The following is a 26,848-nucleotide window of genomic DNA, read 5'->3' as shown; positions in this document are numbered from 1 at the left end:
TTCACCAATCCTGCGTCTCCTAAATCCTCATTTGGCTCTGCCAAACTCCGGTTTAGGCTTCTTGTCTAGGTAAAAAAATCAATCATTTTTATCAATAAAAAATAACTCAAACAGCTTCTAAGGCTTCAGTACTTATTAGTAGTCTGTAGTCTGTGGGTCGAAGTTGGCCCAGCCCTGTGTCCAGTCCATGCCACCGAAAGCGCCCATGTAGGTGGTAGGTTCCAGACCCGAAGGCAACGTGCTACCGCCGGTCAGCAGGGGAGAACTAGCCTGAGGCATGGCACTCGGACGAGCCGAGATAGAGTTGAACGAAGAAGGCAGCAGCAGTTCTGACACACTGGTATAGACCTTGTTTTTATTAGCCGCGTCGTTGAACAGGACTGTATCTACTCCTCTTAGTGGAGTTACGGCACCTTGTATAGCCACTCCTTTTATGTTCATTTTGCCCGCTTTGTAGTTATCGGCCACTTTGTCCTGTAGCTCTATGCCATTGGGAAAGCCCCCGGCAAACACACTGTTGTAGATGGAGATCTCACTGCTACGACGAATACGCATGGCCGAACGGTACTTGGAGTTTAACTCACCGGGAGCAACGGTAGCCGTAATGTTGGCAAACCGGGCGCTGGTCTTGGGAGTAGCTTCGGAGCCACCAGCATCATTGTCGGACTCAAAGGTGTTGGAGTCACCAGCCTGGTCGGCTACGCTGGGGTCGCGGAGAATGTAGCCATACTGTACCGTTCCGCTGTATCCGTTGTCGGTATCGAAGTCATCATCCAGGTTACGGTAAGAGATCAGGTGCTTGGCATTGACCGTACCACCAAACCACTCAAACGCGTCGTCGCCACTGAACGAAACCTGTACGTAGTCTACGGTAGTACCACTACCTACACCACCAAAAGTAAGGCCGTTGATTTCGCGGTCGGTTTCGAAGGCGATACCGGCAAACTCAATCCGGACGTACTTTAAGGTACCGGAGTTGTCGGTAGCATTGGTACCTCCGAAGGTAGAAATATTCTCTCCTTCAATTACCGCCGGTGTTTTATTAACCGGCGCGTTACCGAGTATCACCAATCCTCCCCAGTCACCGGCGGCACGCTGGCCTTTTGGTTGGTTTGAAGTAAATACAATAGGTTGCTCAGCCGTACCGTTGGCCATAATCTTGGCCCCCGGCTTGATAATCAACGAGCCTTTGGTAGCCTTGTCTCCTTTAATAACGGTACCCGGCTCAATGGTCAGGGTAGCGCCGTTTTCCACGTACACAAAGCCCGTTAAGACGTACTTGTTGTTGGCGGTCCAGGTGGTGTTTTGCGTAATGCTGCCAGACACCGTATTGGTACCTCCTACCGGTATGGGATCTTCGTCGTCTTCTATGTTATTACAGCCAACGAATGCAGTCATGAGCATTCCCAGGAGTAGCAGGTTGAATAGTTTTCCTAACTTTTTCATACACTTTTCTTTTTTAACAATCTGACGGATAAGTAGTTATTATAGGTACTTGGGTATTAGCTTTCTGGTGTTAGCCCCACTACCGTCCATTCGGGTATTCCATCCCGGGTATTCCATCCGGGGTATTCCATCCCGGATACTCTTAAAACTTATAGCTCAGACCAATGGTAGAGTAGGTACCCCGGCGGTAGGTCTGGTAAGGCTCATCTACGTTGGTGATTTTCTGGTCAAGGTTGCTGTCCTGAATCAGGCGGAAAGGCTGGTTCAGCAGGTCCTGTACGCCTATTTTAAGTTCTACGTGCCGGCCCAGCGATTTGATAAGGGTCAGATCAATAACGTTGCGGGCCATTTCGTACACCGTAGGCTGAATTTCCTTGTCTCCCACCAGGAATATCCGGCGACCGATGACGTTGTACAGCACATTGAACTGTAAGCCGCGGTTAACATCGTTGTAGTAAATACCCGTATTGATCAGGTAAGGCGACTGTCCCTGCAGCTGACGGTTGTTTTCCTGTCCGGTGAAGCCGGTCAACACATCGCTCTTGATGACCGAAGTATTGAGCAGCAGCGTCAGGTTATTGACAAAGCCCGAGTTAGTCGTATTCTTCAGTGATTTGCGTACTTCCAGCTCGGCACCCCTGGCGTAGGCTTCCTCGGCATTGTCTACGTAAAACGATATTCCTGAGCCAGCGTAGCGGATACGGGCCTCGATCGGGTTCTTGAAGTGCTTGTAGAAGTAGGCTACCGATATTACTTCTCCCTCACGGGGGTACCACTCGTAGCGCAGGTCCATGTTCTGGATAGAGGGCGTCTTCAGATTAGGATTACCCACCCGCGATACGTCGAAAGCAAAGTCATAGTAGGTAAAAGGGGCCAGCTCCCGGAACTCCGGACGGTTGACGGTGGTGCTGTAGGCCAGGCGCAGCAGGGTTTTCTCGGTGAAGTTATAGGCCATGTTGACCGAAGGCAGCAGGCGGAAGATAGGGTTGTCTACCTTGATACGGGTACCTGAACCGCGCTGACGGCTTTGCAGCTGTTGACGGTTGTACTCAGCCCGGGCTCCCAGCGACACGTTGAACCGGGAAGAAAAAGGTACGTAAGCTCCTACGTACCCGGCAGTCAGCATGTTTTGGGCGGTGTAGCGGTCGTCGAAGTTGGTACGCTCGCCGTAGTACAGCTTGTCCAGGCCCATGTTGCTGTTGTCAAAAAGCTGCTCCGGCGACTGATTCAGTAGTTCCTGAGGTACGCCACCCGGATTGAGCAGGTTGAACCAACGCGCCTGGAAGGCCCGATCTTTGTACTCAGCATAGGCACCGGCGCGCAGTTTGATCTGCATTTTTTCGTCTCCTTCAAAACCGCTGCGGTTAATACGGTGCTCCCAATCGGCCCGGCCCGAGGAGGTATATTCATTCAGCGTAGAGTAAAAGCGGGCGGTACGGGCCAGACTGGCGTTGCTACCGGGTACTACTTCTACGGTGAAGGGGTCGTCGGAACCAATGTTGCGGCTCGATACAAAGCGGCGGTAGTCGGGTTCTTCGCGGTGGGTGTAGCCAAAAGCACCGGTCCAGCGCACGGTAGTCAGGTCAGACAGGTCGTGGGTACCGCTCAGCTGACCAGAATAGATGCTCTTTGATTCGTAACGGAAGGCATAATTCTCTACTTCGCGGCCATTTTCCTGCGTAAAGCCCTGGCGGAAGGTAGTTTCTTTGTTGGCGAGTTGATTAAACAGGTTGCGGAACTCGATCTTGTGGTTAGGGTTCAGGATCAAGGCCCAGTTGGACATTACCCCCAGCCGTACGTTTTCGGCGTATTGCTGGTCGTTGTATTTAACCCACAGAAGCGACTCCTGCTTCTGCGGGTCAAACGACAGGTACCGGTACTGATTAACCGGCATAGCCTGGCGGGTGTGGGAATATGTAATGTTATTAAAAGTTGTCAGCTTTTTCTCGCCTACAAAAAACGTAGCGTTGTAGCCCAGCGACGCGCGCAGGTCAGGCATGGCGGTCATGTTCTGCGCCGTAAAGTACTCGGGCAAATTACGAAAAGCCGAGAGGGCGCGGTCTGAAGGTACTCCTTCGTTAATCAGGGTTTTGGTAGAGGGGAAAGAGGAGGGAAGTATACGGTCACCGGCACCAAAGCCCAGCCAGTCGAGGGAAGTACCTTGATGAGAAAGTACCCGCTGAAAGGTAGTACCGCTCCGGTAGCCGGTAGACAGGTTGAGGCTGAAGCCATTCTCATCCGGGATGGTTTTGGTATATATCTTAATAACACCCCCCGAAAACTCACCGGGTAGTTCGGCAGAACCCGATTTGAAAATCAGCATGCGGTCGATGGCGGAGCTGGGAATAAGGTCGAAAGAGAAGGATTTAACGTCAACTTCGGTGGAAGGCGTAATGGCGTCGTTGAGCATTACCGTATTGTAGCGCTCGTTCAGGCCGCGGATGATTACGAAGCGGTCGTCCTGAATGGAGACACCCGGTACCCGGCGAATCACCTGCGAAGCGTCGCGGTCCTGCGATTTCTGAATCTGCTGGGCCGAGATACCCACGGCAATCTGCTCGGCCTGCTTGATTTCGGTAATGACCGATACGTCGGTGAAGGTCTGGCGCTGCCCGGTTATTTTTACTTCTTCCAGCGTAGCAACGTCTTCCTCTATGGTTGTATTGATAAGTACCGTCTGATTGGGATAAACCGTTATGGCCACTTCTTTGAGCTTGTAGGAAACGTAGCTCAGGATAACGGTCTGGGTACCGGTCGGGATGTTTCTGATTTCAAAGTTTCCTTCAATGTCCGTCGAAGTACCCAGGGGCGGGGTAGTACCTTTCAACAGGATGCTCGCGCCAATTATGGCTTCCTTAGTTTTGGCGTCGACGATAGTACCTTTGATAGAACCCGTTTGCGCAACGGCCAGCGTAGTGACCAAAACAGATAAAACGAGAGAGAGTAATTGCTTTTTCATACTTTTCATTGGTGTCAGTAAACAGATGTTACATGCCACAAAAGTAGAGGAGCAATGTTACCCCAATATTAAGCCAGTATTACGGCTCTATTATTTCAAAGAGAATAAGTAAAAAGCTGAGAAATAACGATTTAACAAATACCACTAAGGCAATATTTTATTTGGCAAGGCTTCACAAAAACCATTGATACTACTGCTGCCACTGCTGTTCACCACAGCATATTCCGCTTACTCCACTATACCGTTACCCAGCCGCTCCGCGGGCTCCTGTAGGTCGTGCACAAAGCCGTTCACCACCGCGTAGCGTACCTTGCCGTTCTTTTTCAGGACAAAAGAGGCCGTTTCACCCATTTGTACCGGTCCGGTGAATACCTGCCCCTTTCGCAACACGTGCAGCGGATGCACCGTAAAGTACAAACCCAGCGCCCGGGTGTTGGCGTCAGGCGTGAGCGTCACGTAGGTATAGCCCTGTTTCAGGAGCGCCCAGGGATCCACTTTGCTTAGCTCCGTCAGGTTTTTAAAGGGATTAGGATATACCTTACCACGCTCTATGACGTAATCGGTAGCGTCTATTTCCTGGCTGCCGTAGTGGGTCGAGAGGTCGCCGTACTCTTCCACCTTGCTGTGGTAGAAAAACTTGGTCGCGTTAGCGTAGTTGACTTCGTTTCGATTAATACCCAAATCGGTGCGGTAGGTCTTGCCGCCCTGCCGCACGGTAGCGTTCCGGATGAGCAGGTCAAAGAGGTACCTTTCATTTTCCGGAATGGTATAGTAGTCGTTGCGATCTTCCTCCGCCAGCGAGCCATCCGCAATGGCCCCCAGCGCCGACAGGATAGCCACAAAGTTGAGCCGACGGATATATTGTTTTTCGGGGTCACCGGCGTAGCCACCCGACTCAATCAGGATGAGTGTAGTACCCCATTTCTGGATATTATCTCCGAAAGCGCGGGGCTCGTGGTCGTCGGCGTAGCGGGCTACCTGACCGGGTATAAAGTGCTGCAGCAGGCGGTTCATGCGTACGATGAGCTGCATGGACCGCTCCCGCACCGGATTAATGGAGCGGTCGTAGTCGTAGGCCGTAGCCAGAAAGGATATGGTGGCTACCTTCGGGCTGCGCCCGGCCGAGTAGCGGGGGCTCTGGTCGTGCAGGTTAAAACCAAATTCCGGCTTCAGGGTCTGCTGCAACTCTTTCAGAATGCGGCTTTCGGGGGTCTGCAGGTACAGGGCGTCACGGTTCATGTCTATTCCCTGAGCGGTGCGGCGCTGGTAACGTTCGGCGCCGTCGGGGTTAAGCATGGGCACAAAGTACAGTGTAGTTGTAGCCAACAGCTGCTTCCGCAGTTCGTCGAAACCGTCTCCCTTTTTTTCGAGGAAGTTGAATATATCAAAGATAGCCATGGTCGCCGTGGGTTCGTCGCCGTGCATCTGCGACCAGAGCAGTACCTTCCGTGGCCCGTTTCCGACTTTAACCATCCGGATGGCGCGCCCCTCGTACGACTGCCCTACGGTCGTAATCTCGTACATGGGATTTCCCTGCCGCTGCTGAATCAGCACCTGTACGTCCGGGTGCTTGAACCGGCGCTGGGTCAGGGACGCTTCGCGGTAGGTAGGGTGGGTATCGTGCAGGCGACGCGCCAGCTCGGTAGGTTGAGCCAGTGCCGCGGAAGCAGCCAGTACAGACATAGCAACGGGTAAAAGGGCTTTCATCTTTTTTACATCTTTACACTTAAAGAGGAGGCAAACCAACCAATTGGACAAAAGCTTCCATTTTTTTGGTCGGAATGACTTACAAAAGTAATCATTGTAAAGGGGTTGCGGTGCGGGGAGGGGCTAAAATATGTTCAGATTAGGGCAAGGAATAAGATACACTTCATAGAAAAAAGGAGCCATCTAAATACTTCGATTGCTCCTTTTGTACCTTTTTGGCTAACAGGACAACTACTGCTTCATCACTCTGCGAAAAAGCAGTAAGGTAAAAACGGAGAATAACAGAAAGGGTACAACATACCAATACCACCTTTCATACCTGTAGGAATATTCCAAGAAAATTTGTAATTGGTTATAACCAACATGAATGGCATCTACAAACAAGCTGATAAAGGCTACAAGTAGAATAGTCAGACTTCCTATTGTCTTTACTAAAAAGCAGAAGCCATAAGTATAACCAGCATAAAATTATAAAACCTTGGATGATTTTTTCCGGCCCCTCCCCCGCAATTAACCCCATTAAGTACCAAATCAAAATAGGCAGACTCCATTTGGTGTCGTAGAAATGAATAAAAAGATAGGAAAGTATGCAGAGCAGGATAAGAATCCTTTGCCTAATAGTAGTACTACTTAAAATATTTAATTTTATAGATTCCATTAGGTTCAAATCAACTGATTGATGAAGCAGTTAAGTGACAGTGAGTGCAAATGTATCTAGAAGTACCTGAAGTACTAGAAGTACCTGAAGTATAGGAATGGATGTCGGCCAGCAGATTATATTTTGAGCAGGTATCAATCAGCGAAACTGCCTGTAACCACATCCCCGCTCTCCGTGTTTATACCTAGTACTTAGCTAACACCTAACTACCTAATTGCTTTAAAATGGATTTCGGAAAAGTAGAAGATATAAACCCGGTGGATTTCACGCTTCCGCCCGACCACCCGCACACGCCGGTGTTGCTAGGTAGTACCGCAGGTACCTCCGCCCGGCAGGTGTACATCGGTCCGCCCATTTGGGCCAATAAAGAGTGGGTGGGTAAAATTTATCCGGCCACTACCAAAGACAAGGACTTCCTGTACCACTACGCCCGGCAGTTCAATACCATCGAGCTAAACAGTACCTACTACCAGATACCCGGCCCTGATACCGTCAAAAAGTGGAAGGAAATGGTACCCTCCGGCTTTCGTTTTTGTCCCAAGTGGCCACAAGCTATCACCCACGAAGCACAGTTGCTAGGGGTTACCCAGCTCACGCGTCTGTTTGTGGAGTCGGTACTGGGTTTTGAAGAAAACCTGGGTACTACCTTTCTGCAGTTATCCCCAGCTTTCAACCCAGCCCGGCTACCCACGCTCGTCCGGTTTCTGAAAGGTTTACCGCAGGGCTTTCCGGTGGCGATAGAGTTCCGGCACGCGGCCTGGTTTCTTGACGAGTACCGCTGGCACCGGGTACTCGAAACGCTGCACGAGCTGGGCGCCGGTACAGTACTTACCGACGTAGCCGGGCGGCGCGATGTGCTGCACATGGGGCTTTCCAGTCCGGTAGCTACCCTTCGTTTTGTGGGGCACGAGCTGCACCCCACCGACTTCACCCGTACCACGGCCTGGGTACAGCGGCTGCGTAAGTGGTTTGAGCAGGGCCTACAGACGGCCTATATTTTTATTCACTGCGGCGAGAACCTACTGGCACCCGAACTAACCAAATACTGGATAGAGCAGCTCAACCAGCAAATAGGATTATCCTTAGAAGCTCCTGCTATTCGTCAGCAGCCTGTACAAGGTTCGCTTTTTTGAAAAATTATGCAGCTCACTTCCAAACTTTTTATACCTTTGTAGCATGTCAAACGCAGGAACATACCATCTCCACCATCGATTGCTTCGAATCAGGTCTATCGGGTGATGTGTTTTTGCGAGTAAAGGTGTAATAAGGTTGAATACATAGTACCCCAGAAGCCCGGTTCTTTATAGAGTCGGGCTTCGTTTTTACTTTTACCTCAACTCAACCCCCGGCCCCTTCTCCTGTTAGAGAAGGGGAAGTATGCGAAAAGAAATAAAAAGTTTATAGAACTATCTTAAGTATACGAATATCTTGAATTAGAATAAGCTAACAACTACAGCCTAACAGCTAAGTACCTAAAGACTTGAAAACTGTTATTATTAAATACAACGCTGGTAACGTGCAGTCGGTCATGTACGCCCTGGACCGTCTCGGCGCCGGATACCTCTACACCGACGACGAAGCCGAAATTCGTACGGCCGATAAGGTGATATTCCCCGGCGTGGGCGAGGCCAGTACGGCTATGAATTACCTGCGCGAAAAAGGATTGGACCGGCTCATTCCTTCGCTCAGGCAGCCGGTGCTGGGTACCTGCGTCGGTATGCAGCTCATGTGCCGCTACTCCGAAGAAAACAGTACGCCCTGCATGGGTATTTTCGACGTGGATGTACAGCGCTTTCCGGCTACGCCCGGCTATAAAGTACCCCACATGGGCTGGAACAATATCTATAACCACACCTCCCCGCTCACCCAGGGCCTGCCCGACGACGCCTACGTGTACTTTGTCCATAGCTACGCCGCGCCCGTCTGTGGGTATACCGTGGCTACCTGCGAGTACATCCGGCCGTTCAGTGCCATGCTGCATAGGGATAACTTTTATGCGGCTCAGTTCCACTGCGAAATCAGCGGACACGTAGGGCAGCAGATTCTCCATAACTTCCTGACGCTATGATACAGATAATACCCGCCATAGACCTCATAGAAGGCAAGTGCGTACGCCTGACCCAGGGCGACTACAGTCAGAAAAAGATATACAACGAGCATCCGCTGGAAGTAGCGCAGCAGTTTGAAGACGCGGGCCTGACCCGCCTGCACCTGGTAGACCTCGACGGTGCCAAAGCCAAGAAGATAGTTAACTGGAAGGTACTCGAAACACTGTCATCACGGACGCGCCTGCACATTGATTTTGGGGGCGGTGTACAGTCGGACGAAGACCTGCGCATCGCTTTTGAATGCGGAGCCAAGCAGGTAACCGGCGGCAGCGTGGCCGTCAAACAGCCCGACTTGTTCAAGAGTTGGCTCGACCAATACGGCGGGGACAGGATTATCCTGGGAGCCGACGCCCGCAACGAAAAAGTGGCCGTGAGCGGCTGGGAAGAAGGTACCTCGCTGTGGGTCTATGACTTTGTCGAAGAGTACGTCGAAAAGGGCGTCCGCTACACCATCAGTACCGACGTAGCCAAAGACGGGCTGCTGCAGGGGCCTTCTTACGACCTGTACAAGAACCTACAGGACAAATGTCCCGAGTTGCACATCATTGCCAGCGGTGGCGTGAGTGATATAAAGGATGTAGAAAAACTGGCGGAGATGAATCTTTTCGGGGTTATTATCGGCAAAGCTATTTATGAAAACCGCATCAGCCTGGACGAGCTGAAACGGTTTTTGGTAACCAATTAACAAGATGCTGACAAAACGCATTATACCTTGCCTGGATGTAAAAGACGGCCGTACGGTCAAGGGCGTCAATTTCCTGAACCTGCGCGACGCGGGCGACGCCGTGGAGCTGGCTGCTGCCTACGCGGAGCAGGGCGCCGACGAACTGGTGTTTCTGGATATTACGGCTACGGTCGAGCAGCGTAAAACCCTGCTGGAACTGGTACACCGGGTGGCCCATACCATCAATATCCCGTTCACGGTAGGCGGGGGTATCTCGTCCAAGGCCGACGTGTCGGCCCTGCTACACGCGGGAGCCGACAAGGTATCGATCAACTCGGCCGCGGTACGCAACCCGGACCTAATCAACGAGCTGGCGCTGGAATTCGGGAGTCAGTGTATTGTGGTGGCTATTGACACCCGCTATATTTCTCTGGGCGAAGGCATGCCCCAAGAGCATATAGTACATACGCACGGTGGTCGCAAACCTACCGAGTTGCGTACCATACCTTGGGCGAAAGAAGTAGAAGACCGGGGCGCGGGGGAAATTCTGCTTACATCCATGGATACCGACGGTACCAAGGGGGGCTTTGCGCTGGAACTGACCGCCACTATTTCCGGCAATGCCAATATTCCCATTATAGCTTCGGGAGGAGCAGGTACCATGGAGCATTTTCAGGAGGTATTTACCAAGGGGAAAGCCGACGCGGGTCTGGCGGCCAGTATTTTTCATTTTAAAGAAATTCCTATTCCCGATCTGAAAAACTACCTGCGCGAGCACAGCCTGCCTGTGCGCATGACTAACTAGATAGTAGCGGTTAGGTTATTAGGTGTTAGCTTTGAGCGATTATATTACATAAAAGATCAATATCTCCATATTGAAATGAATACGGACCTTACTACTATAAATTTCAGCAAGTCGGCCGGGGGCCTGGTACCCGCTGTGGTGCAGGATGCCGCTACCGGCAAAGTACTCATGCTGGGCTACATGAGCCAGGAAGCGCTGGTAAAGACCCAGGCCGAGGGCAAAGTGACCTTCTTCAGCCGGAGCAAGCAGCGCCTTTGGACCAAAGGCGAAACCTCCGATAACTTCCTGCACGTGAAGCAGATCCTGGTCGACTGCGACGGGGACACCCTACTCATCAAGGCCACTCCGGCCGGCCCTACCTGCCACACGGGTGCGGATACCTGCTTCGGCGAAACAAATACCGGCAAAGCGCCGTTCCTTAATTACCTGCAGAAACAGGTACTCAGGGAGCGGAAGCAGAACCCATCGGAGGAGTCCTACACCAGCAAGCTATTCGGGCGCGGGGTTAACAAAATCGCGCAGAAGGTGGGGGAAGAGGCGGTAGAGGTAGTAATAGAGGCAAAGGACGATAACGCAGATTTGTTCAAGAGTGAGGTAGCGGATCTGCTCTTTCATCTCCTGGTGCTGCTGGAACACAAAAACGTTGATTTAGATGAGGTAATTGACGTACTTAGTAGCCGTCACCGCTAACCCTTTATAAACTATGAGTTTACTAATACGCCTGGTTGTTAATACGCTAGCTGTCTTACTCGCCGCCAACCTCCTGCCCGGAGTTATCCTCGATGGTCTTGGTAGCGCTATTGTTGTGGCCATCGTGCTGGGCTTGCTTAATACCTTTCTAAAGCCGGTCCTCCAGATCCTGGCCCTGCCGATTACCATCATGACACTGGGGCTGTTCTATTTTGTGGTGAACGTCTTTATCATATACCTGGTAGACTTTCTGGTGGCGGGCTTTGATGTCGGTGGTTTTATATCGGCGCTGCTGTTCAGCCTTATTGTATCGGTGGTGTCCGCTATTTTAGGAGCTATCCTGGACTAAGGCATAGCGGTAGTCAAAGCCCCGGACCCGTTTAGACTTTAAAACCTGACGACCCCCGGAAAAGTACAGCCGCGAAGCCCGGACAGCCATAAAATACCCGGTACAGCCATCGCTGGTTTCGTTCAATTCGTTACTTTTCCTTAATTTTAGCGCCAGTAGGCTATATATAAAACCCATTTATGCGTTTTTCGTTTGAGAATACCTCCCCTGCGTATCAGCCTTTCCCTTATAATACTCAGGAACAAAAAAAAGAAATACTGACCCTGGTAGAACGCTATCGAAAACGCCTCGAAGCGCAGTGGGATGATGTAAAGGATGATACCCTGCACTACGGAAAACATGCCTTAGTGATAGGTGGAGTAGTAACGGGCGTATATCTGATTATGGAAGCCTTGCTGCCAGACGCCAAAGAAGACACCAATACTTCCCTTCCCCCTGCTGCTGACAAAAAAAGCAGCAGTAGCTCCTTTGGTAGTGCTTTGCAGGGCATGGCCCTGACAATGGCGCTGACCTGGGCACGTACAAGGCTAACTAATTTTCTGGAAGCAGAGCACCACACGCATGCACAAAACGAACTGTAACATAGCATCGCTACTCTCGAAAAAACGGAACGAAGGAAGAAAATCCTTTGCGGTACTGCTGGACCCCGACAAGGTGGACATAGCTACTTTCCCCGCTTTTCTGCGGTATGCCGAGAGCGAAGGCGTTGACTTGTTTTTTGTGGGAGGAAGCCTGGTCACGCACTATGCCATCGATCAGCTTATCGCCGCTATTCATACGCATACTTCTATCCCTGCTATTCTTTTCCCGGGCAACAGCCTGCACATAGATCCCTCGGCCGACGCCATTCTGCTCCTTTCGCTGATCTCGGGTCGCAACCCTGAGCTGCTTATCGGTCAGCACGTTATTGCGGCGCCCATTCTGCGCAAAAGCGGCATAGAAATATTACCCACCGGCTATATGCTGATTGAGAGCGGAAAGCTTACTACCGTGTCGTACATCAGCAACACCATTCCTATCCCGCGCGACAAACCCAGCGTGGCCGCGTGCACCGCCATGGCCGGCGAAATGCTCGGCCTTCGGTACATGTACCTCGACGCCGGTAGCGGAGCCCAGGAGCCCGTTCCAGGCGCCCTAATCAAGGCTGTACGTGATGTAGTTACGACTCCCATTATTGTGGGGGGCGGAATCAATACCGCCGAAAAAGCCTACACTGCCCTGAAGGCCGGAGCCGACGTAGTGGTAGTAGGGAATGGTATAGAACACAATCCTGAACTGCTGCCCGAAGTAGCCCGCTGTATCAAATCCTTTAATACTCAGTCGGTACGGATAGCCAAAATTAACTAAATAGAAGGATTTCTTGTACAAAAGAAAGCATTCACATTATTTTCTAAGGAAATTTTAAGTTCTTGGAAAAATACAACGACTTAGGTGTTGACAATTAAATTTTTGTGCTACTTTTGTATCGCAAACCTTAAAACACCGCAAAAAATGAAAAAAGTACTTGCTTTCGCTTTCGTAGCTACAATGGTAACTTTCGCAGCTTGTACAAGCAAGCCTTCTGAAGAGGCTGCTGATACTACTGCTGTTAGTGTTGACACTGCTATCGTAGATCCTATGGCTACTGATACAATGGCTATGGATACTACAATGGCTGCTGATACTACTATCCGCTAATCATTGACGAAACGTCAAAAGAAAATGGGAAGCCTTATGTAAATAAGGCTTTTCTTTTTTTATTTGGGCTATGGAAATTCAAGTGGTCTTAGCCCGGTACCTTCCGGCCACTACCCTGGCCTACTGCGAGCAACTCTGGCAGCAGTACGATTTTGACCTGCGCATCTCGCGCCCCCGCCGTACCCGCCTGGGTGACTTTACGGTCAAGCCCGGCAGCCGCCCCCGTGTTACGGTCAATGCCAATCTTAATCCGTACAACTTTCTGGTTACCTATATTCACGAAGTAGCTCACTGCGCGGTGTTCCGCCGGTATCGCCGAAAGGTAGCGCCCCACGGACCCGAATGGAAAAATCTGTTTAGCGACTTGCTCCAGCCCGTCCTGACCGAAGCGATACTTCCGGCCGACATCCTCCTGCCCCTGCAGCGCTATGCCCGCAATCCCAAAGCTTCTACCGGCAGTGATGCGGCGCTTCTTCTGGCCCTTAAGCAGTACGACACCACCGGAGAGCATAATAAAATGCCCCTGCTGCACCTAAGCGAGGGAAGTATTTTCGTTTTTCAAAAGAGAGAATTTATCCGGGGTACCTTAAGGCGCACCCGCGTACTCTGCACCGAAAAGGCGTCTCAACGCCGCTATACCATTCCTGCCCATGCGCTGGTGGAACAAAGCGAAGTACTTACTGACTAACCTACGTTACGCCGCCCAGCTGGTGGTAGCGGGTGGAGGTATGCTGTCGGCTACTACCCAGGCCCAGCCGTCGGCCCCGCTGTCTATCGGCTCCTGGTATAAGCTAAGTACCACCCAAACTGGTGTATACCGGCTCAATGCCGCCCTCCTGCGCAAAATGGGCTTTGACCTCACTACCCTAAACCCGCAGTACCTACAGCTTTACGGGAACGGCGGGGCTATGCTCCCCCAGCCGAATAGTACCTCCCGCCCCCGGGGTCTTACCCAAAACAGAATCTGGATTACCGGACAGGAAGACGGCCGGTTTGATGACAACGACGCGCTGTACTTCTACGCCGACGCGCCGCATCAGGTTTGGTACGACCCGGCTCAGGCGGGGTTTCGCCACCAGGTTAACTACTACGCCGACACCAGCTACTATTTTCTTACGGTAGGGCAGGTACCGGGGCTTCGGGTGGCCGACAGGCCCGGTATTGGTGCGGCAGGCGGCACTGTGGTGGAGCAGTTTGACGACTACTGGTTTCGTGAGGAAGAAGCAGTGAACCTGTTGCAGTCGGGCCGCGAGTGGTGGGGCGAGTACCTGGGCCTCAGTAGCCAGCTCAGGCTGCCGGTACCGCTGCCGGGGATAGTACCCGGTACGGAGGCCCGGCTCCGGACGCGGGCCATTGCTTCGGCCCAGGTAGCTACCCGCTTCCGCTGGCAGGTCAACGACCGGGAGGTGGGGGAGCAGCCCGTGGGAACGGTTTCGACCTACCGCTACGACCTCCGGGCCCAAACCGTCGAAAAGGAATATGCTTTCAAAGTAACCGACACGCCTCCGTCTGCTTTTTCGGTGGGGGTACTTTTTGAAAAGGGTACTCAGGCCAACGCCCAGGCCTACCTTGACTACGTGGCTTTACAAACCAGGCGGTACCTGCGCCAGTACGATGCACAGCAGCTGTACCGTTTCCGACCCGCTACGACGGATACCGTGCTGTACCGGATACAAACTACCTCCCCCGACTGGCAATGGTGGGACGTAACCGACGCGCAACAGCCCGCCCGGTCCCTCCTGCAGCGTACCGCCGAGGGTACCGCCCAGTTCCGCACGCACGGGGCGCGGCAGGCGCGTACCTACGTGGGCTTCCTGCCCCAGCAGGCGCTCGAGCCGCAGGGGTGGCAGCCGGTACCAAATCAGGATTTGTATGGCCGCCCGGTACCTGACTTACTGATAGTAACGGCCCCGGCCTGGGCGTCAGAAGCGCAGCGGCTGGCGCAGTTACGACGGCAGCACGATGGCCTGGAGGTACTCGTAGTCACTACCGGGCAGGTGTACAATGAGTTTGCTTCGGGCCGTCCGGATGTGTCGGCTATCCGCGATTTTGCCCGGCATCTGTACCGGCAGTCGCCCGGCAAGCTAAAGTACCTGCTGCTCTTTGGCGACGCTACCTACGACTACCGCAATCGTGGCCGCAGTCAGTCGCCGGTGCAGCAACTAGGCTGGGTACCAACTTACGAAAGCCGCGAGTCGCTGCACCCGGTATTTACCTATTCATCAGACGACTATTTCGGATTCCTGGAAGACGGTGAGGGTAACTGGAACGAAACCACCGGCGGCGACCATACCCTGGAAATTGGCATAGGGCGCCTGCCCGTCAAAACGGTCGAAGAAGCCCGTACGGTAGTAGACAAGCTTATCTATTACGCTACCTCCTCCCGCACCAGGGGGGCCTGGCGCAACCGCCTCAGCTTTGTGGCCGACGATGGCGACGGAAATATTCACCAGCAACACGCCAACGAGCTGGCCACTATTATCCAACCTTATCTGCTTCCCCAGCGCCTTTTTGTGGATGCCTTTCCGCAACTTTCCACGCCGGAAGGACAGAAAGTTCCGTCGCTCAACACCAGCATTCGCCAGCATATTGACGAAGGTACCCTGGTCTTAAACTACACCGGTCACGGGGGTATTGGCGGCTGGGCCGAGGAGCAGGTACTTACCCTGGCCGATATGCAGTCGGTGCGTGGGTATGACAATATGCCCCTGCTCGTGACGGCTACCTGTGAGTTTGGCCGCTACGACGACCCCGCCCTCGTATCGGGGGCCGAACTGATGGTACTTAGCCCCCGCGGAGCCGCCATTGGGGCCGTTACTACTACCCGGCCGGTCTTTGCCAGTACCAACTTTTCCCTTAACAAAGCATTTTACGAGGCTTTTGTAGCCACGCGCCCCCGGGGGCGCATGGGCGATATAGTCCGGCTTACCAAAAACAATAGCCTCAGCGGGAGTCTCAACCGGAATTTCGCCCTGCTCGGCGACCCTTCCATGCAACTGGCCCGGCCCGAATATGAAGTACGCTGGGAAACCAAACCCGATACGTTGCGTGCGCTGCAAAAAGTAACGCTCCGGGGTACAGTAACCCAAACCGGAGACACCCTGACCCAGACCGATTTTAACGGTACCGCCCGCGTCACTGTATTTGACAAGCCCGTCAGCTTCAGGACAGCGGGCGCGGAAAGTGGCAGTCCGGCGACTTATTATGAATACCGAAACAAACTTTTTGATGGTACCGTCAGCGTCAGGAACGGCCGGTTCACCACGGAATTCGTAGTACCCCGCAACATTGACTACCGCCCCGGTGAGGGTCGGGTCAGCGTGTACATGGTTAGTACCGACAGCCTCCGCGACGCGGCCGGGCAGCTGGGCGTGGTGGTAGGAGGCAGTGAGAACAACCTGACGGACCGCACGCCGCCCCAGCTAAAAGCCTACCTCAACGACCGCAGTTTTCAAAATGACCAGGTAGTACCTGCGGCCCCGGTACTGTGGATTGAAGCCTCCGACGAAAGTGGTATTAACCTGTCGCGGGCGGGCCTGGGGCACGAGCTGGTAGCCACGCTCAACGACTCCGTTACCTATGTACTTACCGACTACTTTGTAGCCCAGACCGACGACTTCCGCCGGGGTACTATTCGGTTTCCGTTGGGGCCACTTCCCGCCGGTACCTATACCGTACACATAAAAATATGGGATACATATACTAACTCTTCCGAAATAACGTTGCGATTCATAGTTGGGTCTGAGTCCGGAATAAAGCTGGTGCGGGCGGTAGTATTTCCTAACCCCGTTCAGGACCAGCTATCGTTTGAGATTGAGCACAGCCGCGACAACGAAGACATAGAAGTCCATTTCAGAATATTAAATTTGTCCGGTCAAATCTTGCATACTTCCCATCAAACATACTATAACAGTCCGAAAATCTTGCGCCAAACCCTCCAGCCCGAAATACTGCAATCTGTATTAGCAAACGGTGTCAGTACATACCTGTACGAGGTATCGGTACGTTCTACAAAGGATGGTTCTAACGACCGCCGGGCGGGCAAACTTCTTATGGCACGGTGATTGAGGTGAATTGTTGTAAAAAAATATATTATTCTGTTACTTTCGTCGTAATTTTGACTTCCCTGTCTGAGTGTGCCCCGTGGTCCTCTGCCAGCAAAACCAAAGAAATATGAAACGTTTTTTCGTTAGTTTATCTTCTTTATTACTTTTTTGGGGAGGCGACCTGCTTGCTCAGCCGCTTACCACCGACACCACCCGGCGCATTCCAACCACACCACTTGCTTTCCTTAACTTTACTCCCGACGCCCGCAGCGCTGCCTTAGGCGACGCCGGCGTGGCCCTGAGTCCGGACGCGAACGCCTCTTTCTGGAACCCGGCCAAACTTCCTTATACCGACAAAGACTTTGGTGTATCAATTTCCTATACGCCCTGGCTACGCAACCTGGTCGACGATATGTTCCTAACGTACCTGACCGGCTACAAGAAGGTAGGTAAAGGACAGGTAGTAGCCTTGTCGCTAAACTATTTTAATAACGGGGAAATTGACCTGCGCAATAACCGCGGTATAAATATCGGCTATTTTGTAGCCCAGGAACTGGCCGTGGCCGGTACTTATAGTCGGCAGCTTTCCCAGAATTTTTCGATGGGGCTGTCCTTAAAATATATTTACTCCAACCTGGCTGGTAACGCGGTGGTGAGTGGCTTTTCGGTACGGCCGGCTACTACGGCCGCGGGTGATATCAGTGCTTACTATAAGAAAGAGTTTGCTAATCTTGAAACCGGCAGCAACCTGACCTGGTCGTGGGGAGCCATGATATCCAACTTGGGTGGTAAGGTATCCTACGGTAGTGATGACAGATTCTTTATTCCTACCAACCTGAAATTAGGAACGGGGATTTCCTACACCGCCGACGGGCGCAACCGCTTCAACTTTGTACTGGACGCCAATAAGCTGATGGTACCTACTCCGCCGGTTTGGCGCTACCAGGGCGGGCAATACGTAGCCGTACGGGGCAGAGACCCCCGGGAGCTGCCCCTCATGACGGGTATATTTGGTTCCTTTGCCGACGCCCCCGATGGTTTTAGCGAAGAAGTAAAAGAAATCTCTATTTCGTCCGGAGTAGAATACTGGTATAATGATGTATTCGCGGCCCGTTTTGGCTATTTCAGCGAAAGCCGGATGAAGGGTGACCGCAAGTTCTTTACGGTCGGCTTCGGCGCCCGCTTCCAGGAGAAATACGCGCTTGACTTTGCCTACCTGATGCCCGTACGCCAGGGCAGCCCGCTGGCCCAGACCCTGCGCCTGTCGCTTTCCATGAATCTGAATAATAAAAGCAAAGCCAGCCTGGACGACCTGGACGAATAATGAAAACTAATTCTGCCGCCGCAGAGTTTGTATCATAGTACGAATGACGTCCCCTCCGGATGTCATTCGTTTTTTATAGCCTTCATGACCCACAACGCCCATGCAACTTGATAGAACTATAGCTCCCTCCTACCGCATCATCCGCTCCATCCATTTGCCCGAGGCCGAAACGGTCACCCTCGACAATGGAATAGCCCTGCACGCAATTAATATTGGCGAGCAGCCGGTTGTACGGCTGGAGTGCATATTTGAGGCTGGTACCTGGTACGAGTCTCAGCCCGGCGCTTCCTACTTCGCCATCAAGATGCTGCCCGAAGGTACCGTATCGCGCAGCTCGGCGGGAATCAGCGAAGCCTTTGACTACGTAGGCGCTTTTACCGAAATGACCCACTCCGCCGACCGCTCCGGCATTGTTGTCTACTGCCTGGCCCGCTTCCTGCCCGAAGTACTTCCCCTGGTACAGGAGTTGATTGCCTCGGCTACTTTTCCCGAAAAGGAATGGGAGGACCTCAGCAACATTACCTTACAGAACCTGCGCGTTAACCAGGAGAAAAACGCCTTTCTGGCCACCAGGTACTTGCGCAGCAGTTTGTTTGGTAGTGAGCACCCCTACGGCCGCAGCCAGAGCGAGGAGCAGATAAACCAGCTGAGCCGGGAAGCCGCCCAGGCCCACTACGAGCAGCACATCCGGAACAGCCGCTACCGTATTATCCTGTCGGGGCAGGTGGGCCAGTCGGAAATCGGGCTGGTGAATCAGTACCTGGGGCAAATTCAGGGCCTCCTGCCTCCTACCGAAGCCGACGCTGCCCTGACCGGCCTCCCCGCCGGGGCAAGTACCGAGCTGGTTGAAAAAGCGGATAGCCTGCAGTCGTCTATTCGGGTGGGCAAGCCGTTGTTTACCCGCAAGCATCCCGACTATTTCCGGCTGCTGGTTACGAATGAAATCCTGGGAGGGTACTTTGGGTCACGACTCATGAAGAACATACGGGAGGAGAAAGGCCTGACCTACGGTATTTCGTCCAGTGTAGTTACGCTTCGCCACGCGGGGTACTTCACCATTGGTACCGATGTAAAAAAAGAATTCACCCAGCAAACGCTCGACGAAATCAGGAAGGAAATACAGGTACTGCAAACCCAGCCCGTGCCGGACGATGAGCTACAGAACGTCAAAAATTTTATGGCGGGTGAATTCGCCGGCTCACTCAACACGGCGTTTGAAGTAGCCGACCGCCAGAAGATACTCCTGCTGGACGAGCTACCGGCCGACTTCTTCGAACAGTACATAAACCAGATTCACGCTACCACCGCCGAAGATATCCTGCAAATGGCCAACCAGTACCTGCCTGTTGATGATATGACCGAGGTAGTCGTTGGAGGAAAGTAGATTTGGGGCTATAGGCTGTATGCTTTAGGCCGTAAGCTTTTTTTACTTAAGACAGTCTTTAGTCCTACTGTTCGCCGTCGCGGGAGTTGTCTCCCGCGACTTTCTTCTCGGCAACCTGGCTTACTCCTCCCCTTTTTGTGGAATAGAGCTTCTGACCCATCACCGGTGAAAGCACCAGCGATGGCAGAAAAAGCTTACTACCTACAGCCGCGCGGCGGACCGTATAAAGCCTACCGCTACCAATTTACTCAAAAGCAAATACCAGCAGCATGAGAGCCGCCAGAGCCGCTCCGACCATGGGCGCTACGACCGGAATCCAGGCGTAGCCCCAGTCGGAACCGCCTTTGTCCGGAATGGGCAGAACAGCGTGCGCAAGCCGGGGCCCCAGATCGCGGGCCGGGTTGATGGCGTAGCCGGTCGAGCCCCCCAGCGACAGTCCAATGCTCCACACCAGCAACCCCACCAGATACGGCCCCAGCCCCGAGGGAATAGCACCGCTTTCGGGAATAGCACCCGCCTGACTGATAGCGACAATACCCACGATCAGCATCCAGGTAGCCAGTACTTCGCTAAGAAAGTTAGGGCCGTTGGATCGGATCGCCGGTGACGTAGCAAAGCAGGCCAGTTTATCGCCGGGGTCAGGAGTGGCCTTCCAGTGTGGCAGGTAGTACAGCCACACCAGCACGGCCCCCAGAAACGAACCAATCATCTGGGCCGTTATGTAGCTAAGTACCTGACTGTAATCGTTGTGCAGCACGGCAAATCCCAGCGTTACCGCCGGATTGATATGCGCGTCGGGGCTACCAAACGCGTTGGCGGTGAATACGCCCATCACCACGGCAAAGGCCCAGCCCGTAGTAATGACTATCCAGCCGCCGTTTTCACCTTTGGTTTTTTTAAGTACTACGTTGGCTACCACGCCGTCGCCCAGCAGCAGCAGTACGAGCGAGCCCATGAGTTCTCCGATAAAGGGAGTTGTTTGCATAAAGTAAAAGGAGGTTTGGAATAAAATTTCAGCAAATATGGGAATTGTATTAAAAATTCCACTACAAATGCCAGAAAGAAGATTTTCAGGCAAAAAGGCTTAAACACAACCCGCTAAATCCCCTACCTTTGCAAACAAACAATATGTGTCAACACTAATGGCTTTAAATCAACTAACGGCTATATCACCCGTGGACGGGCGCTACCATAAGCAAGTAGCGGAGCTTTCGGCTTATTTTTCGGAGTACGCTCTGATTCGCTACCGGGTATGGGTAGAGGTCGAATATTTTATAGCCCTTTGCGAGCTTCCCCTCCCTCAGCTAAGCCGCTTTGATAAGAAACTTTACCCCCGGCTGCGTGACATTTATGAGCAGTTTAATGAATCTGACGCGCTGAATATCAAGAACATTGAGAAGGAAACCAACCATGATGTAAAAGCCGTCGAATACTTCCTCAAGGAGAAATTTGACGCACTGGGACTGAGCGAGCTGCAGGAGTTTATTCACTTTGGACTTACCTCGCAGGATATCAATAACACGGCTATTCCGCTTTCGCTGAAAGATGCCCTTGAAAAACAGGTCAAACCCATGTTCCGGCAGGTACTTTTCGTCCTGAAAAGGATGTCTATAGAATGGCGTAATGTACCCATGCTGGCTTTTACGCACGGCCAGCCCGCCTCACCTACCCGCGTAGGTAAGGAGTTTCTGGTATTTGTAGAGCGGATCGAGAGGCAGTTTGAACTGCTGGAGTGCGTTCCCTACTCGGCTAAGTTTGGCGGCGCTACCGGCAACTTCAACGCCCACCATGTAGCCTATCCGGACATAGACTGGATGGACTTCGGCCATCACTTTGTAGAAAGCCTGGGGCTGAAGCGCAGCCGGCACACCACCCAGATCGAGCATTACGATAATCTGGCGGCTACGTTTGATGGTCTGAAGCGATTAAATACCATACTCGTAGACCTGAACCGCGACCTGTGGACGTACATCTCCATGAGCTACTTTAAGCAGAAGATCAAAGCGGGCGAAGTAGGTTCCTCGGCTATGCCGCATAAGGTCAACCCCATTGACTTTGAAAACTCCGAGGGTAACCTGGGGATTGCCAACGCGCTGTTCGACCATTTTTCGGCCAAGCTGCCCATCTCGCGCCTGCAGCGTGACCTGACCGACTCGACGGTACTTCGCAACATAGGGGTACCCATTGCGCACCAGATCATTGCGCTTAATTCTTTGCTGAAAGGGTTGGGTAAGCTGGAGTTGAACGAACAGATACTCAAACAAGATCTTGAAGATAACTGGGCGGTAGTGTCGGAGGCGATCCAGACCATCCTGCGCCGGGAAGGGTACCCTAAGCCGTACGAAGCGCTCAAAGCCCTTACCCGCACCAACGAAAAAATTACGCACGAGTCTATCACCCGCTTTGTGGAGACGCTGGATGTATCCGAGTCGGTCCGCGAAGAGCTACGCCGGATTACACCGTTCAACTACCTGGGAGTAGTTGAGGACGGTCGTTAATTAGTGAAAAGTGAAAAGTTAAAAGTGAAGAGTGAAAAGCGAGTCACCGGAGAAGCGCCTACCGCCGTGATGAAAAACGAGAGTTGAATTAACGTTTTTCACTTCTCACTTTTAACTAATAAAGTTACCCTTTCGATAATTCCTGCGCCCGGCGCTCTGCCGCCAGAATGCCCCGCGCCAGCGTTTCGGCTAAGGCCCCTTCTTCGAACTGACGCAGCGCCGCCTCGGTAGTACCTCCTTTGGAAGCCACAGCCTTTATCAATTCGTCTAAGGACTTGTCGGCGTTGTTGATCAGGTGGAAGGAGCCCAGCATGGTCTGCTTCACCAGCAGCGAAGCCACCGACTCCTCAAAGCCCATCTGCTTTCCGGCTTCTACCATAGCCTTCACCAGGTAAAAGAAGTAGGCGGGGCCGCTTCCGCTGAGGGCCGTAACGGCGTCGAGTTGGCTTTCCTCTTCCAGAAACACCGAGCGGCCCGTGGCATTGATAAGGTTCTCTACCCGCCGGAGCTGCTGACGATCAACTTCCGGGGAGGCCGCGTAGGCCGTAATACCCATACCCAGCATAGCCGGGGTGTTGGGCATAGCCCGAATAACCAACCGATGCTGCAAAACTTCCTGGATAGTAGCGATGGTAATACCGGCCATGATGGAAAAAATAACCTGCTGCGGCTGAAGTACCTCCGCCAGCGCCTCCTGCACCGAGGCGAAATCCTGCGGCTTTACCGATAGTATAACCAGGTCATACTCCCCGATTTGCGGTCCTATGATACCCGTAAGTACCCCCGGCTGAAAGCTACACAGACTATCCATGCGCTCCGGGCTTTTTTCTACCAGCAGGAAGTCTTCTTTTTTGACCAGATCAAATTTCAAAAAGGCCCGGGCAAAGGCCATACCCATATTCCCACACCCAATAATGGCAATCTTCATGAGTTAAAAGAGGAGTTTAAAGTCTGAAACTGTTTCGGCCGCTTTTCTTCCTGGCTCAGAAACAGGCGGCAAGATACAAAAAAGAGCCTGTAAGGCCCGAAAGAACCATGAAGGATTGGACGGGCAAGGCACAAAAAAAGCGGTACTACTCCAAAGAGAATAGTACCGCTTTACAAGCTCTATTAAGGTTAATTACTTATTGGTTCTGCTATCAAGCTACCTATCTCTGTTACTATACAAGTTGCTACCTTCTTATCTCCTTCCAAGAAATAACCAGTCGTACCAACTCTAATCCTGTCTCTGTGATACTCTTGCATTTTATCATTGAGTATCCACATAGCCGCCCTACCTTTCTCAGACACTCTGCTACTTAAATCTGTTATGACTTGTCCACTTTCATCAAGAAACTCTGGATAGATCATGAAATAACCTTTTATATCATGATTATTGTGTTCATACCAGAAGTCTGAGCGATAGCCTTGAAATGGTGTTCCAGAGTATCTTCCTCCTTCCTCTATTGTTAAGAATTTATATTCAACAATAAAGTCATACGAACGCTTTAATAGCTCTTTGTATGGCTTATACTCCATCATTGAAAGTAGTAATAGCTTTGCTTTTCGGAGAGGACTTACAGAAATATGCTCTATTTCCCCTCTGCTCCCAGTAGTTCGGCCAGTTTGTTTTCCAGCGAAGCTCCGCGGAGGTTCTTGGCAATAACTTTACCTTCTTTATCGAGCAGGTAGGTAGCCGGAATGGCGTTTATGCCATACAGCTGGGCTACTTCCGAATTCCATTTTTTCAATTCCGAACCGTGGTGCCAGGGCAGGCCGTCTTTCTTGATCGCCCCTAGCCAGGCGTCCTTGCTGTTGTCGAGCGATACGCCAAAGATGGTGAAGCCTTTGTCTTTGTACTTGTTGTACATCCTGACCACGTTGGGGTTCTCCATACGGCAGGGGCCGCACCAGGCCGCCCAGAAATCAATCAGAACGTATTGACCGCGCAACGAAGAAAGACTGATGGGAGTACCTTCGGGGGTGTTGAGGGTAAAATCCGGAGCCACGTCGCCTACCGCAATACCTTTGATCCGCTTCAGGTACCCAATGTAAGCCTGCGCAATTTTGGGAGAAGGATTCTCCTTGGCAAACCGATCCGCCACGGCAGTCATCATTTCCAGGTCACGCTCGGGGTTCAGGAGGTTATTAGCCGCAAAGATGGCCACCATGGAGGTACCCATCTCGGGAATCAAAGCCTTTATTCTGGCGATATGATCCACTTCGGCTTTCTGAAAAGCGGCCTGTATTTCCTGCGCTTTTTTGGTGTCTTTTTTCTCATTGGCCTTGGCAAACTCATCGTTCCATTTGTTCACTTTGGTTACCATAGCCTGGTTCAGGTCTACTAGCTTGCCATAGTACTCCATGTTCTTGGATCCCTTTACTTCGGCCTTACCGGGTTTACCGTTCGGGTCCTGCTCGTAGCCATCGGCTACCAGAGTAAACTGTTCCCCTCCCTCAACCAACAGGACAATCTTCTGGCGATCGGCCACATTAACAATGTAAAAATTCCCTCCCTCCTTTTCGGTAGCTTTGAAGGTAAAAGTACCATCGGCAGCCAGCGTAGTAGAGTCCAGTACCGTAGGCGGATTGGTCGACAGCTGCAGGTACACTTTCTCCCCCGCGCTGCCATTTTTTACTTTTCCCTGTACGTTGAACTCTTTAGGAGTCACGGCAGGTTGTGCTATCGCTAACGCTCCCCACAGCACCATCGCCATCAGATACATCATCCTTTTCATATACGTATTTAGCTATTAGGATTTAAGAAGTTAGTGATAAGGTTTACTAACTACCGGTTATCTATTTATAAAAAAAGCTTTTCAATTCCGTGATAGCCAGCTTAAAGCTGGTACTCATGTGCTAAAGCTTTTCGGCCAGCAATTGGTTCACCAGCTTGGGGTCGGCCGTTCCGCGTGACTTTTTCATCACTTCTCCTACAAAAAGTCCCAGTAGTCCCTTTTTTCCTTTTCGATAGGCTGACACTTTATCCGGCATGGCGGCCAATACTTCTTCTACCAACGTTTCAAGTTCGCCGGTATTGCGGTTCTGCAGCCAGTTATTTGCTTCCGCCAATTCCTTAGGCGATAGCTCCGCATTTTCCAGCAGGGCCGGGAAGGCTTTCTGGGTAGCCGTCGAATGGCTGATAACGCCGGATTCTACCAGTTCAATAAGTCCGGCCAGTACGGCGGCTTTCAGCGGGAAAGCTTCTATTTCTTCACCGGTTTCGTTCAGGTAGGATTTTACCGGTCCCATCAGCCAGTTGGAGACGGTTTTGTAATGGGCGGTGTGGGTGCATACTTCTTCAAAATATGCGGCTATTTCTTTGGTATCCGTAAGTACCGCCGCGTCGTAGGCTGGTATGCCGTACTGCGTTACAAACTTCTCGCGCAGCTCATGGGGTAAAGCGGGCATTTGTTGCCGGACCGTTTCCATCCACTCGTCCGAAAGTACCACCGGGCTCAGGTCCGGATCGGGGAAATAGCGGTAGTCATTCATGGTTTCCTTCACCCGCATACCATAGGTCTGGCCCGACTCCGCGTCAAACATCCGCGTTTCCTGCGTGATAGTACCTCCACTTTCGGCCAGGGCTACCTGTCGGCGCCATTCGTATTCCACCGCCCGCATGATGTTGCGAATCGAGTTCATGTTCTTGACCTCCACCTTGGTACCCAGTTCGGTTTCACCCTTCAACCGAATAGAAACATTCACGTCGCAGCGCAGGGAGCCTTCTTCCATGTTGCCGTCGCAGATGTCGAGGTACCTTACCAGACGGCGAATAGCCGTCACGTAGGCTCCTGTTTCCTCTGCCGAGCGCAGGTCCGGCTCCGACACCATCTCGATCAGCGGGGTACCGGCCCGGTTGTAGTCCAGCAGGGTAGCCGTGTCATTGCCGTCGTGAACCGACTTGCCCGCGTCTTCTTCCAGGTGAATGTGGTGCAACCGGACGGTCTTCTCTACGGGCTTTCCATCCGCGCCTTTGGTAGCAATCAGAATACCCCCCCCCTGACAGATAGGTGCTTTATCCTGCGAAATCTGGTAGCCTTTGGGTAGGTCGGGGTAGAAGTAGTTTTTACGGTCAAATATAGTACGACGACTGATTTCACAGCCACAGGCCAGCCCCATGCGCACGGCGTACTCGAGGGCTTTTTTATTTAATTTGGGCAGGGTACCGGGCAGGGCCAGCGTGAGGGCGCTGACGTTGGTATTAGGCTCAGCCCCGAAACGGTTTATATCAGTAGTAAATAGCTTGGAGTCGGTCAGTAGCTGACAGTGTACTTCGAGACCGATTACAGTCTCGTATTTATTTAAAAGTTCGTCCGATACCTCGGCCGGTTGTAGTTTGGTAGGGCTCATTCCTGAAAAAAGATGCTCCTGCAAAGATAAGTGATTGCCCGTAGAAAGCGAAGCCGTTAGCGGTAGTTAGGAGCAGCCAGATCGTTCACTAAAATACCGGATTTACGGTATTGGCTGGTACGCCGGGATGGGGTACCTTGGGCGCAGGTAACAGTCATTTGTCCTTGGCCTAACGGAATCGGGCGATTTCAGGGACCGACT

Annotated in this window: 22 protein-coding genes; 14 read left to right on the top strand and 8 right to left on the bottom strand. The window is 52.2% G+C overall.

Annotation, left to right across the window (positions count from 1 at the left end):
- Positions 1-135: 135 nt before the first annotated feature.
- The 3 genes from VGN67_RS22055 to VGN67_RS22045 all read right to left on the bottom strand — a co-directional run bounded on the left by VGN67_RS22055 (position 136) and on the right by VGN67_RS22045 (position 6,112).
- Positions 136-1,446: a T9SS C-terminal target domain-containing protein gene (locus tag VGN67_RS22055; protein WP_327489229.1), complete on the bottom strand. Its 1,311-nt coding sequence runs from the start codon at positions 1,444-1,446 to the stop codon at positions 136-138.
- 142 nt (positions 1,447-1,588) lie between these two features.
- The gene (locus VGN67_RS22050; protein ID WP_327489227.1) at positions 1,589-4,405 is read right to left on the bottom strand and encodes a TonB-dependent receptor; all 2,817 of its coding nucleotides are present in this window, start codon (positions 4,403-4,405) and stop codon (positions 1,589-1,591) included.
- Positions 4,406-4,633: 228 nt separating this feature from the next.
- The gene (locus VGN67_RS22045) at positions 4,634-6,112 is read right to left on the bottom strand and encodes a M14 family zinc carboxypeptidase (RefSeq protein ID WP_327489225.1); all 1,479 of its coding nucleotides are present in this window, start codon (positions 6,110-6,112) and stop codon (positions 4,634-4,636) included.
- Positions 6,113-6,994: 882 nt separating this feature from the next.
- Between VGN67_RS22045 and VGN67_RS22040 the strand changes: the two genes are divergently transcribed.
- The 13 genes from VGN67_RS22040 (at position 6,995) to VGN67_RS21980 (ending at position 19,817) form a co-directional block, all read left to right on the top strand.
- On the top strand, positions 6,995-7,903 hold the full coding sequence (locus VGN67_RS22040) for a DUF72 domain-containing protein (RefSeq protein ID WP_327489223.1): 909 nt from the start codon (positions 6,995-6,997) through the stop codon (positions 7,901-7,903).
- A 347-nt stretch (positions 7,904-8,250) separates the two neighbouring features.
- Positions 8,251-8,838, top strand: coding sequence for an imidazole glycerol phosphate synthase subunit HisH (gene hisH / locus VGN67_RS22035; protein ID WP_327489221.1), 588 nt, complete (start codon positions 8,251-8,253; stop codon positions 8,836-8,838).
- Positions 8,835-9,563, top strand: a complete 729-nt coding sequence (hisA, locus tag VGN67_RS22030) for a 1-(5-phosphoribosyl)-5-[(5-phosphoribosylamino)methylideneamino]imidazole-4-carboxamide isomerase (protein ID WP_327489219.1) — start codon at positions 8,835-8,837, stop codon at positions 9,561-9,563. The genes hisH and hisA overlap by 4 nt, the downstream gene beginning before the upstream one ends.
- Before the next feature lie 4 nt (positions 9,564-9,567).
- Positions 9,568-10,347: an imidazole glycerol phosphate synthase subunit HisF gene (hisF, locus tag VGN67_RS22025; protein WP_327489218.1), complete on the top strand. Its 780-nt coding sequence runs from the start codon at positions 9,568-9,570 to the stop codon at positions 10,345-10,347.
- Between the two features lie 75 nt (positions 10,348-10,422).
- On the top strand, positions 10,423-11,037 hold the full coding sequence (hisIE, locus tag VGN67_RS22020; protein WP_327489216.1) for a bifunctional phosphoribosyl-AMP cyclohydrolase/phosphoribosyl-ATP diphosphatase HisIE: 615 nt from the start codon (positions 10,423-10,425) through the stop codon (positions 11,035-11,037).
- A 13-nt stretch (positions 11,038-11,050) separates the two neighbouring features.
- Entirely contained in the window at positions 11,051-11,386 is a 336-nt protein-coding gene (locus VGN67_RS22015; protein WP_327489214.1) for a phage holin family protein, read from the top strand.
- A gap of 179 nt (positions 11,387-11,565) precedes the next feature.
- On the top strand, positions 11,566-11,967 hold the full coding sequence (locus VGN67_RS22010) for a hypothetical protein (RefSeq protein WP_327489212.1): 402 nt from the start codon (positions 11,566-11,568) through the stop codon (positions 11,965-11,967).
- A complete protein-coding gene (locus tag VGN67_RS22005) occupies positions 11,948-12,733 on the top strand; it encodes a geranylgeranylglyceryl/heptaprenylglyceryl phosphate synthase (RefSeq protein ID WP_327489210.1) in 786 nt (261 codons plus the stop codon). The genes VGN67_RS22010 and VGN67_RS22005 overlap by 20 nt, the downstream gene beginning before the upstream one ends.
- A 144-nt stretch (positions 12,734-12,877) precedes the next feature.
- Entirely contained in the window at positions 12,878-13,063 is a 186-nt protein-coding gene (locus VGN67_RS22000) for a hypothetical protein (RefSeq protein WP_327489208.1), read from the top strand.
- A 70-nt stretch (positions 13,064-13,133) separates the two neighbouring features.
- Complete coding sequence (locus tag VGN67_RS21995) at positions 13,134-13,751, top strand: hypothetical protein (protein WP_327489206.1); 618 nt, start codon at positions 13,134-13,136, stop codon at positions 13,749-13,751.
- Positions 13,714-17,127 carry a type IX secretion system sortase PorU gene (gene porU / locus VGN67_RS21990; protein WP_327489204.1) on the top strand — a complete coding sequence of 1,138 codons (3,414 nt, stop codon included), beginning with the start codon at positions 13,714-13,716 and terminating at the stop codon, positions 17,125-17,127. Before VGN67_RS21995 ends, porU begins: the two co-directional genes overlap by 38 nt.
- 109 nt (positions 17,128-17,236) lie before the next feature.
- A complete protein-coding gene (porV, locus tag VGN67_RS21985; RefSeq protein ID WP_327489202.1) occupies positions 17,237-18,433 on the top strand; it encodes a type IX secretion system outer membrane channel protein PorV in 1,197 nt (398 codons plus the stop codon).
- A 100-nt stretch (positions 18,434-18,533) separates the two neighbouring features.
- Positions 18,534-19,817, top strand: a complete 1,284-nt coding sequence (locus VGN67_RS21980) for a pitrilysin family protein (RefSeq protein ID WP_327489200.1) — start codon at positions 18,534-18,536, stop codon at positions 19,815-19,817.
- Between the two features lie 244 nt (positions 19,818-20,061).
- Here VGN67_RS21980 and VGN67_RS21975 read toward each other — a convergent pair whose 3' ends face one another.
- Positions 20,062-20,802: an MIP/aquaporin family protein gene (locus tag VGN67_RS21975; RefSeq protein WP_327489197.1), complete on the bottom strand. Its 741-nt coding sequence runs from the start codon at positions 20,800-20,802 to the stop codon at positions 20,062-20,064.
- A 157-nt stretch (positions 20,803-20,959) separates the two neighbouring features.
- Here VGN67_RS21975 and purB point away from each other — a divergent pair, with 157 nt between their 5' ends.
- A complete protein-coding gene (gene purB, locus VGN67_RS21970; RefSeq protein WP_327489195.1) occupies positions 20,960-22,315 on the top strand; it encodes an adenylosuccinate lyase in 1,356 nt (451 codons plus the stop codon).
- Between the two features lie 124 nt (positions 22,316-22,439).
- Here purB and proC read toward each other — a convergent pair whose 3' ends face one another.
- From proC to gatB, 4 genes are all read right to left on the bottom strand, one after another.
- Positions 22,440-23,243: a pyrroline-5-carboxylate reductase gene (gene proC, locus VGN67_RS21965; protein ID WP_327489193.1), complete on the bottom strand. Its 804-nt coding sequence runs from the start codon at positions 23,241-23,243 to the stop codon at positions 22,440-22,442.
- A gap of 188 nt (positions 23,244-23,431) precedes the next feature.
- Positions 23,432-23,836 (bottom strand): hypothetical protein, encoded by a 405-nt coding sequence (locus tag VGN67_RS21960; RefSeq protein ID WP_327489192.1) that lies wholly within the window; start codon positions 23,834-23,836, stop codon positions 23,432-23,434.
- Positions 23,837-23,886: 50 nt separating this feature from the next.
- Positions 23,887-25,032 (bottom strand): TlpA disulfide reductase family protein, encoded by a 1,146-nt coding sequence (locus VGN67_RS21955; RefSeq protein ID WP_327489191.1) that lies wholly within the window; start codon positions 25,030-25,032, stop codon positions 23,887-23,889.
- Between the two features lie 121 nt (positions 25,033-25,153).
- Complete coding sequence (gatB, locus tag VGN67_RS21950) at positions 25,154-26,647, bottom strand: Asp-tRNA(Asn)/Glu-tRNA(Gln) amidotransferase subunit GatB (protein WP_327489189.1); 1,494 nt, start codon at positions 26,645-26,647, stop codon at positions 25,154-25,156.
- Between the last annotated feature and the right edge of the window lie 201 nt (positions 26,648-26,848).

Origin of the sequence: Telluribacter sp. (genome assembly GCF_035998675.1) — a bacterium.
GTDB lineage: Bacteria > Bacteroidota > Bacteroidia > Cytophagales > Spirosomataceae > Telluribacter.
The sequence above is the reverse complement of the archived record's forward strand: the minus strand, read 5'-3'. Positions and strand labels throughout refer to the sequence as shown.

Excerpts from the sequence above, each read along its gene's own strand:
- VGN67_RS22055 (WP_327489229.1), bottom strand. The coding sequence starts at position 1,446 with ATGAAAAAGTTAGGAAAACTATTCAACCTGCTACTCCTGGGAATGCTC.
- VGN67_RS22050 (WP_327489227.1), bottom strand. The coding sequence starts at position 4,405 with ATGAAAAAGCAATTACTCTCTCTCGTTTTATCTGTTTTGGTCACTACG.
- VGN67_RS22045 (WP_327489225.1), bottom strand. The coding sequence starts at position 6,112 with ATGAAAGCCCTTTTACCCGTTGCTATGTCTGTACTGGCTGCTTCCGCG.
- VGN67_RS22040 (WP_327489223.1), top strand. The coding sequence starts at position 6,995 with ATGGATTTCGGAAAAGTAGAAGATATAAACCCGGTGGATTTCACGCTT.
- hisA (WP_327489219.1), top strand. The coding sequence starts at position 8,835 with ATGATACAGATAATACCCGCCATAGACCTCATAGAAGGCAAGTGCGTA.
- hisF (WP_327489218.1), top strand. The coding sequence starts at position 9,568 with ATGCTGACAAAACGCATTATACCTTGCCTGGATGTAAAAGACGGCCGT.
- hisIE (WP_327489216.1), top strand. The coding sequence starts at position 10,423 with ATGAATACGGACCTTACTACTATAAATTTCAGCAAGTCGGCCGGGGGC.
- VGN67_RS22015 (WP_327489214.1), top strand. The coding sequence starts at position 11,051 with ATGAGTTTACTAATACGCCTGGTTGTTAATACGCTAGCTGTCTTACTC.
- VGN67_RS22010 (WP_327489212.1), top strand. The coding sequence starts at position 11,566 with ATGCGTTTTTCGTTTGAGAATACCTCCCCTGCGTATCAGCCTTTCCCT.
- VGN67_RS22005 (WP_327489210.1), top strand. The coding sequence starts at position 11,948 with ATGCACAAAACGAACTGTAACATAGCATCGCTACTCTCGAAAAAACGG.
- VGN67_RS22000 (WP_327489208.1), top strand. The coding sequence starts at position 12,878 with ATGAAAAAAGTACTTGCTTTCGCTTTCGTAGCTACAATGGTAACTTTC.
- VGN67_RS21995 (WP_327489206.1), top strand. The coding sequence starts at position 13,134 with ATGGAAATTCAAGTGGTCTTAGCCCGGTACCTTCCGGCCACTACCCTG.
- porU (WP_327489204.1), top strand. The coding sequence starts at position 13,714 with ATGCGCTGGTGGAACAAAGCGAAGTACTTACTGACTAACCTACGTTAC.
- porV (WP_327489202.1), top strand. The coding sequence starts at position 17,237 with ATGAAACGTTTTTTCGTTAGTTTATCTTCTTTATTACTTTTTTGGGGA.
- VGN67_RS21980 (WP_327489200.1), top strand. The coding sequence starts at position 18,534 with ATGCAACTTGATAGAACTATAGCTCCCTCCTACCGCATCATCCGCTCC.
- VGN67_RS21975 (WP_327489197.1), bottom strand. The coding sequence starts at position 20,802 with ATGCAAACAACTCCCTTTATCGGAGAACTCATGGGCTCGCTCGTACTG.
- purB (WP_327489195.1), top strand. The coding sequence starts at position 20,960 with ATGGCTTTAAATCAACTAACGGCTATATCACCCGTGGACGGGCGCTAC.
- proC (WP_327489193.1), bottom strand. The coding sequence starts at position 23,243 with ATGAAGATTGCCATTATTGGGTGTGGGAATATGGGTATGGCCTTTGCC.
- VGN67_RS21960 (WP_327489192.1), bottom strand. The coding sequence starts at position 23,836 with ATGATGGAGTATAAGCCATACAAAGAGCTATTAAAGCGTTCGTATGAC.
- VGN67_RS21955 (WP_327489191.1), bottom strand. The coding sequence starts at position 25,032 with ATGAAAAGGATGATGTATCTGATGGCGATGGTGCTGTGGGGAGCGTTA.
- gatB (WP_327489189.1), bottom strand. The coding sequence starts at position 26,647 with ATGAGCCCTACCAAACTACAACCGGCCGAGGTATCGGACGAACTTTTA.